This is a genomic window from Paenibacillus koleovorans NBRC 103111, assembly GCF_004000845.1.
In the GTDB taxonomy this organism is placed as follows: domain Bacteria; phylum Bacillota; class Bacilli; order Paenibacillales; family NBRC-103111; genus Paenibacillus_AA; species Paenibacillus_AA koleovorans.
In genome coordinates this window covers 1-11,412 of record NZ_BIMA01000165.1, presented here as the reverse complement: position 1 = coordinate 11,412, position 11,412 = coordinate 1, and the positions used below count along the sequence as shown (strand labels likewise).

Below are 11,412 nucleotides of genomic sequence, written 5' to 3'. Positions count from 1 at the left end.
ATAGATTTGATCAAACCCGGCATTTAAAACGTTACCCAAGCTTAATGTCGCCAATAGCACAATAATGGGACGCATCCCGGGTAGTGTAACATGCCACATCTGTCTAATTTTACCTGCACCATCCACAATTGCTGCTTCGTATAGCGATGGGTTGATACTGGTCAATGCAGCTAAATAAATAATGGTGCCGAATCCGAACTCCTTCCATTCATGAGATATCACTACAACATAAGGAAACCAATGGTTGCTTCCTAGAAAATAAATCGATTTCATCCCGAATCCGTTCAATATTTGATTTACAATCCCGCTGGACGGAGAGAGAATATCAATCAGGACTCCGCCCAGAATTACCCAGGACAAGAAATGCGGCAAATAGATCAACGTTTGCACAAGCCGTTTGAATCGCTCGTGCATGATTTCATTGAGCAGAAGAGCGACTACAATTGGAACGACTAGTCCGGCAACCATCTTCATGAACGCAATAAAGATCGTATTTCGCAATACTTCGTTAAAGTCGGAAAGTGAAAAGAGATATTTGAAATTCGCCAACCCAACCCACTCGGATGCAAAATAACCTTTAGCAGGGATGAAGTGCTGAAAAGCGATGACAATTCCCAACATAGGTCCATACTGATAGATCACAACCAATAGTACGGCTGGCAATAGCATGAAGTGTAGAGGAAGATTGGCAGTCCATTTGCGACTCAAAGGAATCCCTCCATAATAGCCAAGGAAGAGAGCGAATTCCGCTCCCTTCCTTGGTCGCGATTATTTGTTTTGTTTATACCATTCATTAACCTCTGCCGTAATCTCTGTTCCGCCCGTTTTCTTCCATTCTTCCACAAATTTATCGAACTCATCAATTCCAACTTGACCCAGTATAATCTTTGTAAACACTTCATTTTCCAGTTTGGCTAGAGCGGCACCTTTCTGGGCCATTACAGGCAGCGGTGCGGAGATGAATTGATCGGGTTCATACAATTCTTTTTTCCTGTAGTAATCCGAGACGGACAGTGATCCTCCCTCACCGTAAATTGCCTGCCAGGCCCACATGGTTCTGTTCCCGGCTTGGAATTGCTTGACCCGCTCCAGAACGCCTTTATCGTCGCCGGTAAGAGCAGATACATCCCCATCCTTAGCGGCTTTGATGACTTTTAGATGCTGATCGGTATTCTTAAATGGCTTGTAAATGGCTGCCACATTCATATATGACGCTTCGATATTCGTATCCTTAATATTCACATATTTATAGTAAGTATCCATATCCTTATTCTCATAAAACGTTTTGATCCAGAAATCAATCATTTTAAATACGGCATCCGCATTCTTTACACCTTTTTTTACAACCCAGTATCCATTTACTCCAAGGGCGTTTTGATTTTTCGCCGGCGTGCTGTCAACCGATACAATCGGGAAAGCTTTCCATTCCATACGAGGGTCGATATCGATACCGGATTGAAGCGGTGACAATGCTGCCCCAAAGCTATTGAATAAAATACCGATCTTGCCATTCACGAGACTTTCCGATGCTTTTGCATAAGCCTTGCTTCCGAATTCCGGATCGATTTGACCTTTTTTGAACATTTCACTTAGTACACCTAGAGCCTTCTTCATTTCAGGTTGCACACTGCTGAAGACGAGCTGATTCGATGAATTTTTGACCCATATATCCAGATAAGCATGATACCCGTTCAAAAATCCCTTCATGACTCTGAAATCTTTATCGAGTGTGATTCCAAATGTGTCATTTTTACCGTTGCCGTCAGGATCCTTGGTAGTAAAGGCTTCACTAATTGCCAATACGTCGCTCATCGTCTTGGGCTCGGGCAAATTCAACTTCTTGAGCCAATCGGTTCGAATCCAGATCATATGCGAACCCTCTTTGACTACTGTCGTAAAAGGAATTGCCATCAGCTTACCATTTTTGGTTGCCGATTTTATTGGCAGCTCTCCCCCTTCAACGAGGGTATCCCTTACACGTTTGGGTGCGTTATTGTACTCTTTTGTCAGATCAGCGAGCAAGTCTGCATCCAGCAGCTGTTTGAATTGCTCTGGAGTAGCAAGAAAGAAATCGGGCAAATCGCCTGACGCGATCATTAGATTTGTTTTTTGCTGCCATTGAGCTTCTTCCGTTGTGGAAAATGACCATAGGGTTTTGATTTTAATGCCATACTCCTCTTCGTAGGCTCTGGTCCAGGGATTGTTATCAATCGAATCACCGTCCGCGTATTTCAATGTTGGCGGTTTTTTCTGTACGGTTGTCAATGTAATTGGCGGATCGTATTTCCCTGTTGTTAATCTAGCCTCTTCTACTTTTTTTCCATCCTCAGAATTACTTGTTGAACATCCAATTAAAGTGCCCACCATTGCAACTATCAACAAAAAAGCTATTACCCTGTCACGTTTCATTTCATGTCCTCCGCTTTATTAGGATTCGTATTTTGTCTGTAGCCCTGACCCCTATAAGGAATTGCTATTGGACACTTCTCTACCGTTATCCATGATGATCCGTACTTTTCATAATCGTTTCATCAATATCCTTAATCACATTTTGAATACAGATTCTTAACCTCTCCATTCTTCCCTTACTTCCGGTATTCGCCTCTAACGCTAACAGGTCAGCCAATATGAAGTTCAATTCCGTTCTATATCGTTCCCTCCCTCGAGCATCCATCATAATCCGCGTCATTAACCTGTTGAACTCAGGAGCTTCTGCGAGGTAGGTCGGCTTTTGTAGATCATTACCATAAAATTCAGAAACATAAAGTTGTCGCAACTCGGCTTTAGGGGAATCTTGCGCGTCATACCAATGGTCAAAGTAGGCATTCTCCGCGCGCTTGAATATGCTCACCAGCGAGGCGCAAGTCTCTGTATCCATAGGTTGATACAGCTCGGTTACAACTTCAGCAAGTATATCATCCATCTCTCTGTCCACATTCGACAATAGCCTTCCGCCAAATGCTATGTTCATTTCTACCCCCGGATTAATGATCGGCCCCAAATAATATTCAATCGCCCGACCGCCGTCATGATATAACTGCTTGATGTGCTTACCGGTTTTTTGGGTGTAGGGCAGAAACCAACGCAACCTCTCCCAGCGCTGGGGCGGGTAGAGCCAAATCCCCCCAGATGTCCCAAAATCACAATGCAGTTGTTCGATGACCGCGCTTAATGTGGTTTCATCAATAAAATATCCATTGTGTCCGCCATCGATCAGATAATCAATATGCTTGCTCATCTCGATTAGATATTGAATTTCGTTTGCAGCAATTTTTTTATAGTAAGGGATGTAGCCGCATAAGCTGACCAGAAGAATTTTGCTGCTGTCCTGTTCCCGAATATATTGCGCGGCTCTTGCCGTGATTCTGCTGTGGTACTCCACATCGCCCTCTCTGTCGCATACCGTACAATTGCAACGACCTAGATCAGCCGATTCCAAGTGCAGCCCGTCGAAGTCAAAACGTTTAATAACAAAATCAATTATTTTTTTCATCCATTCCCAGGATTCAGGTTTAGAGCCGCACATGGCGTGCAGGTTAGTTCCACGCACCTCCGGATCGCTCTCAATAATCGTATCGAAGCCCCAGCTATAAATACCGATTCCCGTGAGAATCTTTATTCCACATCGGTTGGCTGCCTGAATGATTCGTTCAATGCGCAGAGCACGCTCGGAATCAATCGCACTAGTGAGGTCTAGTGGCCACGAGTATGCTGCAAAGAGCCCCCATAGCACAATTTCGTTAAACCCTGACTTACTAATCAGCTCGATAGTTTCAATAATGCTTTGCTCTGTCTCCTGATCCAACCGGACGCTAGGCCAGCCTTCATAGGGCAAAGCACTGTTTCTCATATCATTGATCCAAGTCCCGTATGCTGCGCGATGATTAAATTGATTTGACATATTCGGTCGAGTTCCCTCCAGCGGAAAGTTGAAAGATGGGAAGTTGTATCTGCACGGAGACTGACATAATAGTGATCTAATTAGTGATCTAATTACCGTTCTAATATCTCCCCTCCTCGATCGATTCATTTACATCATCGCGATTCGCAACGAATCCACCATAATGAATTCGAATTCATGCAAACGAAAAGATGAATTTCATATATTACATATAATATAATTTACATTATATATCTTCGATTGTAAATATAAAGTTCTGTTCAAGCCTGTCCGACTTATTTCTCTGCCCTCCCCGGTCTATTTGCCGGCGGAGGGTTTTTCATCGTTTTTCAGCCCGGGAATCGCGATTCCGGGAGGCGGCGCCTGCGAACTGCCCGTCGGATTGCCCTTGTTATCCATGTAGTACATCGGCACATCGCCTACGACCAGCACGTACGAGATCGGAATTTCCGTCTCCATCACTTCCGGCTTGGAGTCGAACGGGATAATGACCGATACTTCCGCCGAAATCTTGATATACACTTCCACAAGAATCATATTGATGCCCGCATTTTGCTGCCGGGTGTTCAGATCGACCTTCACCGACCCCGCCGGGACGAGACGGATCGGAATTTTCGGCCCGAACGAAGCAATGATCGCACTGTCCATCGCCTGACCGAGCGGAATATGCTCCGGCATCTCTCCCAGCCCCTTCAGTGCCGACTGCACCGTCTCCACGGCTTGCGAGCGAATGCGCATATGCTCCGAGTAGTTCAGCATGAAGCCGTTGATTTTGCCGTTGCCGTCCATTTTCCACTCAATCAGCTTCTGCAGGTCGGTGCCTTGGGAGATCCGTTCGGAGATCGCGTTGTTGATCGATTGCGTGGCGATTTGCTTGATCCGGACTTTCGCGAGATTCATCAGCGGGGGCCAGAGGTGACGATCGATATAGAGAAAACCTTGCAGGAAAAACAAAAAGGAAATGACGAGCGCCAGGAACAGCGCCCTTCGTTTCCCTTTCTTGGTGGAGCGGCTACGCCAGCGGCGTCTGAACACAGGGCATCCCCTCCGATCGGTGTCGGTCCGGTTTTCTTTACCCAGTGTATGCGAGCTCCTATGGAAAAAGACGAGTCTTCACAGGTTGTCACACCGTTGTCACAGCGATGCCTTGCTCGGTCAGACGGTCCAGCATCTCCTTCGGCAGGCGGCGATCGGTAACGATCGCATCGACCTCGTTCAAGCCCGCTACCAGCGTGAACGCCTGCGTCCCGAACTTGCTGGCATCGGCCAGCAGAATGACTTGACCGGCACGGCTAAGGATCTTCTGCTTGACTCTCGCCTGCGGCTCGTTCGAATCGCTAATGCCCCGCTCCAGATGGACGCCCTTGCAGGAAAAGAAAGCTTTGTCCACATAGTAGGCGTCCAAAGAACGCTCTGCGAGCGGGCCTACGTAGGACAACGAACGAGAGGCGAGAATGCCGCCCGTGGAGATCACTTCAATCTTCTCCTTGCCGCTGAGCTCGAGCGCCACCTTGATCGAATTGGTCAGAACGGTGAGCGGCATATCCGGCAGATGCACCGCCATGTACCAGGCGGTCGAGCTGGCATCCAGGATGATCCGGTCATGAGGCTGGATGAGCCGGACCGCTTCCTGGGCAATACGCCGCTTCTCCTCCGCGTGGATGATCTCGCGCTCGGCATAAGGCGTCTCCGGCTGGGCCGCCTGGTCCTTGACGCTGACCGCGCCGCCGTGCGAACGGCGCAGCCGCCCGGCCTGCTCGAGCCGGTCGAGGTCGCGGCGGATCGTCTCCTCCGTCACCCCGCACAGCTCGCTCAGCTCCGAGACCCGGATGCTTCCCCGGGCGTTCACCAGCTCTACAATTTTCTCATAGCGCTCCGCAACGAGCATAGCCGCCGTCCTCATTTCTATCGCTAAAGTTATTCGTTCAAACCCGTCACTTGCAGAAACCGCTCATACGCGGCTTCCCATTGCGCCTGATCGCCAGGCACATACTCCGCCACCGGGAACGACTCGCGGATGACGCTCCGCGCTTCCCAGATGTCGGCGAGCAGTCCTTGCGCGATCATCTGTACAGCAAGGTTGCCGATGCCGCTGCCCTCGGCCGGACCGGCCCATACCGGCTTACCTAGCGAATCCGCCGTCCATTGGCAGAGCAGCGTGTTGTGAATGCCGCCTCCCACCATGTGCAAACCTGTGAACGATTGCCCGGACAGCTGCTCCGTCTTCCGGAACACATACCGGTATTTTAAGGCGAGGCTCTCCAAAATGCAACGGACGATTGCGCCGGTATCGGCAGGCGGCTGCTGGCCGGTCTTCAAGCAGTAGTCGCGAATGCGGGACGGCATATCGCCGGGCGGCATGAAAGTGATGTCGTCCGGATCGATCAGGGTCGCGAATGCCGGCGCTTGCTCCGCCATAGCGACAAGGTCAGGGAACGAATGCGATTGACCTTCCCGCTCCCACTCGCGGCGGCTCTCCTGCAGCAGCCACAAGCCCATAATGTTCTTGAGCAGCCGGAACGTGCCGTTCACGCCGCCTTCGTTGGTGAAGTTCAGCTGCTGCGTCAGCGGACTCAGCACCGGGCGGTCCACCTCCGTGCCCATGAGCGACCATGTGCCGCAGCTAAGGTAGGCGAACGAGCGCTCCGTCGCCGGCACGGCCGCTACCGCCGAGCCGGTATCGTGCTCGGCGACCGCAATGACCGGCACGGCGTCGATGTCGAGCTCCTCGCAGAGCGAGTCGCGCAACCGGCCGACGAATGTACCCGGCTGGACCGGCTCGCCGAACAGCTCGCCCGCCACTCCCAGCCGGCGAAGCAGCTCGCGGTCCCATGTGCCCTCGACCGGATTGTACAATTGCGTTGAAGTCGCGTTCGAGAACTCGTTGTGCATCTCGCCGGTCAGGAAATAACGGAGCAAGTCCGGGATCATCAGGAATCGAACCGCCCCGTCAAGCAGCGGAGAACCTGCTTGCTTCAGCGCATACAGCTGGAAAATCGAGTTGAACGGCAGAAACTGGATGCCAGTGCGCGAGAACACTTCCGACGCCGGAATCTCGGCGAACAGCCGCTCCATGATGCCGTCCGTCTGCCGATCCCGGTAGTGGTACGGGTTGCCGAGCAGCTCGCCATGGCGGCCGATCAAACCGAAGTCGACCGCCCAGGAGTCGATGCCCAGGCTGGTCACCGTGAGGCCGCGGTGCTTCGCTTCCAGCAGCGCCTGCTTGATCTCGTGGAACAGCCTGAGGATGTCCCATTGCAGGCGGTCTCCGATCTGCACCGGGTCGTTCGAGAAGCGGTGAAGCTCCTCGACCTCCATACGACCGTCGACCAGCCGGCCGATCAGCGCTCTGCCGCTGCTCGCGCCGAGGTCAAACGCCAGCGCATAACCGTCTTTTCCTGCTTGCGAATTGGACTTAGACGTAGACGTGGACGTCATGTGGCGTTACCCCCGTTTCAGCAGCACTTCCTGCTCGTAAGCTTTCACTTCCTCCAGCCATGCTTCGCGGACCGGAACGCCCATTTTGTCGCAATAGTAGTCCCAGATGACGCCGAACGGATAAGACTTGAACTCCTCGGTCAGCGCCAGGCGGGTCGTGTAGTCGCCTGCCAGCTCCGCCTGACGGAGCGCGTCCGTCGGCTCGAGCATGGCGCGCAGCAGCGCCTTGATCGTGTTGCGCGTGCCGATGACCCAAGCGGCAACCCGGTTGATGCTGGCGTCGAAGAAGTCCAGGCCGATGTGTGTCGTGCCTAGCAGGTCGTGGCGGACAAGCTCCTTGGCGATTTCCTGCAGCTCGTCGTCGAACGTCACGACGTGGTCGCTGTCCCAGCGCATCGGCCGGCTCACGTGCAGCAGAATGCCGTCGGTGAACAGCGAGAGCGAGGACAGCTTGCCGGAGATCGTCTCCGTCGGGTGGAAATGGCCGGCATCGAGGCATACCAGCTTATTGTTCTGGATGCCGTAGCCCATGTAGAACTCATGCGAGCCGACGACGTAAGCTTCCGAGCCGAGCCCGAACAGCTTGCTCTCGACGGCGTCCAGGTTGTGCGCCGCGTTCAGCTCCTCGGCGAACACCTCGTCCAGCGCAGACTTCAGCCGCTTGCGAGGAGCCAGCCGATCGACCGGCGTATCCTTATAGCCGTCCGGAACCCAGACGTTCGTCACGCAAGTCTGACCGAGCTGCTCGCCGAAGTACGCGCCGATGCGGCGCGAACGCTTGCAGTGCTCGATCCAGAATTCGCGGATCGCCGGATCGGAATGGCTGAGCGTGAAGCCGTCCGCCGACTTCGGATGCGAGAAGCAGGTCGGGTTGAAGTCGAGGCCGAGCCCTTGAGCCTTCGCCCAATCGACCCAGCTTTGGAAATGCCGCGGCTCTATCTGGTCGAGATCGACTTTCTCGTCGGTGTCGGCGTAGATCGCATGCAGATTCAGCTTGTGCTTGCCCGGAATGAGCGAGAACGCTTTCTCCAAATCGCTTCGCAGCTCGGCCGGCGTGCCGGCCGCACCGGGATAGTTGCCGGTAACGGAGATGCCGCCGCTCAGCGCCTCCTCCTTGAACAGGAAGCCCCGCACGTCGTCGCCCTGCCAGCAGTGCATCGATATTTTCACCTTTGCCAGCTGCTCCAGCACTTGATCCACATCGATGCCGTGCTCGCGGTACAAGCTTTTCGCCCATTCATATTGCCCAGTCAATTGATTTTGCGTCATCGGTTCGTTTCCCCTCCCCATCTTCTACCCGACCGGATACGCCATGATCGACATGAGCGCATTCTCGGCCTGGGTGGCGTCCAATCGGCTGTATTGAATCATAACCGGCACGGTGCTTACGATCCCGATGGCGTACGGAACGCCTGTCGGGATGCTCTCGCCATTGCCGCCGCTGCCGCGCAGACTGCTGGTGCGGATATGTCGGGTGCGTCGACCCGGAACAATCGCCTCCACTTGCTCGATCGGATCGCGATCCTCGAAATAAATCGTCAGCGTCAACTTAGCATCCTCACCGGATGTATTCAACACACAAATCGACTCGTGGCTCTCATAAACGCCTGGCGCGCTCGTAGGCGGAATGTAGCCGTCCGGAATGAACCACGCCGTTTTCCCCATCGCTTGATGCATTGGAATCCCAACCCTCTCTCTCGATTATCGGGTGAAGGCAGCCGGTACGCCGCCGTCGATCGTCAGCATGCAGCCCGTCGTTTTGTCCGCTTTGGAGGAGGCGAAGAATGCGATCCCCTCAGCGATGTCTCTCGGGAAAATATTGACGAGCAGCGTCGTCCGCTTGCGGTAGTATTCCTCCAATTGATCCGGTTCGATGCCGTAAGCGGCTGCGCGTTCGTTGCGCCAGTTGGAATTCCAGATGGCCGAGCCTTGCAAAATGGCGTCCGGGAGAATCGTGTTCACACGGATGCCGAATTCGCCGCCCTCCGACGCGATGCAGCGGGCGAGATGGGCTTCGAGCGCCTTGGCCGCGCTGTAGGCGGAAGCGTTTTTGCCGGCATAGATCGAGTTCTTCGAGCCGATGAAAACCATGTTGCCGCCGATGCCTTGCTCCTTCATCAGCTTGAACGCTTCACGCGCCACTAGGAAATAGCCGGTGCCGAGCACATTGATGTTCAGATTCCATTCCTTGAGCGATGTCTGGTCAAAAGGGCTGGACGTGGCTAGGCCGGCGTTGTTCACGATGATGTCGACGCCGCCGAATGCAAGTGCGGTCTCGGCATAGGCCGCCGCTACTTGCTCTTCCGACGTCACGTCCATCTTCACCGCGTAAGCGCGGTTGTCGCCGAACTTCGCGTTGATGTCGGCCGCTACTTTCTGAGCGCCTTCGAGGTTCAGGTCGGCGAGCACGACATGCGCGCCTTCGGAGACGAGGCGCCGCGCGGTTTCGCTGCCGATGCCGCCTGCTCCGCCGGTGATGAACGCGACCTTGCGGGAGAATTCCGCTTCTGCCGGGGCCAGCGTCAGTTTGTACAGCTCAAGCGGCCAGTACTCGACGTTGTACGATTCGTTCTCGCTGAGCGAGACGAATTCGCCCAGCGCCGTCGCGCCGCGCATAACGGCGATCGCGCGGTGGTACAGCGCGCCGCTCACTTGCGACATCGCCCAGCTTTTGCCGGTGTTGATCATGCCGACACCCGGTATGAGAATAACGCGAGGAGCCGCTTCGAACATGACGTCGCCTTCGTTTTTGTTGCGCTCGAAGTACGCCTTGTATTGCTCTTTATAAGAGGCTACCCCCGCGATCAGCTTTGCTTTGAGGCCGTCTACGTCGTCCGCATTCGGCGTCCAATCGATATAGAGAGGCACGACCTTCGTGTGCACGAGATGGTCCGGACAAGCTGCGCCTACCTGCGACAGCGTCGCCGCATCCGCGCCGCCGACGAATTGCAGCACGTCATCCGCATCGTCGAACGAGAGAATCATTTTCTTGGCGTCGCTTACCGCACCGCGCACGACCGGCATGACTTGCGCGGCCAGGCTGCGGCGTACGTCGGCCGGAAGAGGCTCGTGCTTCACGCCGCCGAAGACGCGGGTTTGGTCGATGCGCGCCGCAATGAATGCCTCCGCCTCGGAGATGATCTCGATCGTCTTCGCATAGGCAGCCTCCGATGTCTCGCCCCAAGTGACAAGGCCGTGCTTCTCCATCAGCACGAGCTCGGCTTTCGGATTGGCCAGTACGCCTTCGGCGATCATTTTGGACAGCGTAAAGCCCGGACGCACATAAGGCACCCACACGAAACGGTCGCCGAACAGCTCGCGCGCCATCGCCTGACCGTTGTCCGCGCAGCATAGGCTGATGATCGAGTCCGGATGCGTATGGTCGACATGTTTGAACGGCAGGAATGCGTGCAGCAGCGTCTCAATGGAAGCGCGCGGATGTTTGGCGTCGATCATGCAATGCGCGAGGTAAGCGACCATCTCTTCGTCGCTCATCGAGTCGCGCTCGAACAGCGGACGAATGTCCTCCATGCGCAGCCCCGTGAAGTTGCCGGCCTTCATCGTCGCCAAGTCAGAGCCGCTGCCTTTCACGTACATCACTTCGACGTCGCGACCGCGGAAATCCTTCACCGTCGTCTTGCTCGACGTGTTGCCGCCGCCCCAGTTGCAGACGGTCCGATCAGTGCCAATCAGATTGGAGCGGTAGACGAGCTCATCCAACCCGCCTTGCAATTGCGATGCTTTTGCTGAATCCCACAAGCTTTGTGCCATTTGAAGTGCCTCCCGAGAAAAATGATGAATGATTGCAATTTGAATCGTTGGGTATATATTTGTTTATGTTTGTTTTAAGTATATCATCTTTGTTTATTTTTGAATATATGTAAAATCGGCTGACTTCAACCCCTCAGTTGAAGGTACCCGAGAGACTTAAGAAAACCGTCAGGGAATATCACCCTGATGGTCCTCTGGCGGAAGTGTATAGTTGGCGCGTGGGAAGGGCAAGAAGGTTAAGGCGGATGAAACGGTCGACAGGATGCGAAGCAGGGTAATTTGGGTCTACTGGGCGGGTTTGA

General features: G+C 53.7%; 9 protein-coding genes. All 9 read right to left on the bottom strand.

Going from position 1 to position 11,412, the window contains the following annotated elements; translation table 11 throughout:
* Positions 1–669 (bottom strand): ABC transporter permease (locus PKO02S_RS29960; protein WP_164821769.1); only part of this gene is annotated, 669 nt, incomplete at its 3' end.
* Positions 670–768: 99 nt separating this feature from the next.
* Positions 769–2,409, bottom strand: coding sequence for a type 2 periplasmic-binding domain-containing protein (locus PKO02S_RS29955; protein WP_127588685.1), 1,641 nt, complete (start codon positions 2,407–2,409; stop codon positions 769–771).
* Between the two features lie 85 nt (positions 2,410–2,494).
* Complete coding sequence (locus tag PKO02S_RS29950; protein ID WP_127588684.1) at positions 2,495–3,901, bottom strand: hypothetical protein; 1,407 nt, start codon at positions 3,899–3,901, stop codon at positions 2,495–2,497.
* 297 nt (positions 3,902–4,198) lie between these two features.
* Positions 4,199–4,936, bottom strand: a complete 738-nt coding sequence (yunB, locus tag PKO02S_RS29945) for a sporulation protein YunB (protein ID WP_127588683.1) — start codon at positions 4,934–4,936, stop codon at positions 4,199–4,201.
* A gap of 88 nt (positions 4,937–5,024) precedes the next feature.
* On the bottom strand, positions 5,025–5,789 hold the full coding sequence (locus PKO02S_RS29940; RefSeq protein ID WP_127588682.1) for a DeoR/GlpR family DNA-binding transcription regulator: 765 nt from the start codon (positions 5,787–5,789) through the stop codon (positions 5,025–5,027).
* A 29-nt stretch (positions 5,790–5,818) separates the two neighbouring features.
* Complete coding sequence (locus PKO02S_RS29935; protein WP_127588681.1) at positions 5,819–7,339, bottom strand: rhamnulokinase; 1,521 nt, start codon at positions 7,337–7,339, stop codon at positions 5,819–5,821.
* 6 nt (positions 7,340–7,345) lie between these two features.
* Positions 7,346–8,608: an L-rhamnose isomerase gene (rhaA, locus tag PKO02S_RS29930; RefSeq protein WP_127588680.1), complete on the bottom strand. Its 1,263-nt coding sequence runs from the start codon at positions 8,606–8,608 to the stop codon at positions 7,346–7,348.
* A 24-nt stretch (positions 8,609–8,632) separates the two neighbouring features.
* The gene (locus PKO02S_RS29925) at positions 8,633–9,016 is read right to left on the bottom strand and encodes a sensory rhodopsin transducer (protein ID WP_127588679.1); all 384 of its coding nucleotides are present in this window, start codon (positions 9,014–9,016) and stop codon (positions 8,633–8,635) included.
* Between the two features lie 24 nt (positions 9,017–9,040).
* Complete coding sequence (locus PKO02S_RS29920) at positions 9,041–11,110, bottom strand: bifunctional aldolase/short-chain dehydrogenase (RefSeq protein ID WP_127588678.1); 2,070 nt, start codon at positions 11,108–11,110, stop codon at positions 9,041–9,043.
* Positions 11,111–11,412 lie beyond the last annotated feature (302 nt).

Coding starts and splice junctions, on each gene's coding strand:
- PKO02S_RS29955 (WP_127588685.1), bottom strand. CDS start 2,409: ATGAAACGTGACAGGGTAATAGCTTTTTTGTTGATAGTTGCAATGGTG.
- PKO02S_RS29950 (WP_127588684.1), bottom strand. CDS start 3,901: ATGTCAAATCAATTTAATCATCGCGCAGCATACGGGACTTGGATCAAT.
- PKO02S_RS29940 (WP_127588682.1), bottom strand. CDS start 5,789: ATGCTCGTTGCGGAGCGCTATGAGAAAATTGTAGAGCTGGTGAACGCC.
- PKO02S_RS29935 (WP_127588681.1), bottom strand. CDS start 7,339: ATGACGTCCACGTCTACGTCTAAGTCCAATTCGCAAGCAGGAAAAGAC.
- rhaA (WP_127588680.1), bottom strand. CDS start 8,608: ATGACGCAAAATCAATTGACTGGGCAATATGAATGGGCGAAAAGCTTG.
- PKO02S_RS29925 (WP_127588679.1), bottom strand. CDS start 9,016: ATGCATCAAGCGATGGGGAAAACGGCGTGGTTCATTCCGGACGGCTAC.
- PKO02S_RS29920 (WP_127588678.1), bottom strand. CDS start 11,110: ATGGCACAAAGCTTGTGGGATTCAGCAAAAGCATCGCAATTGCAAGGC.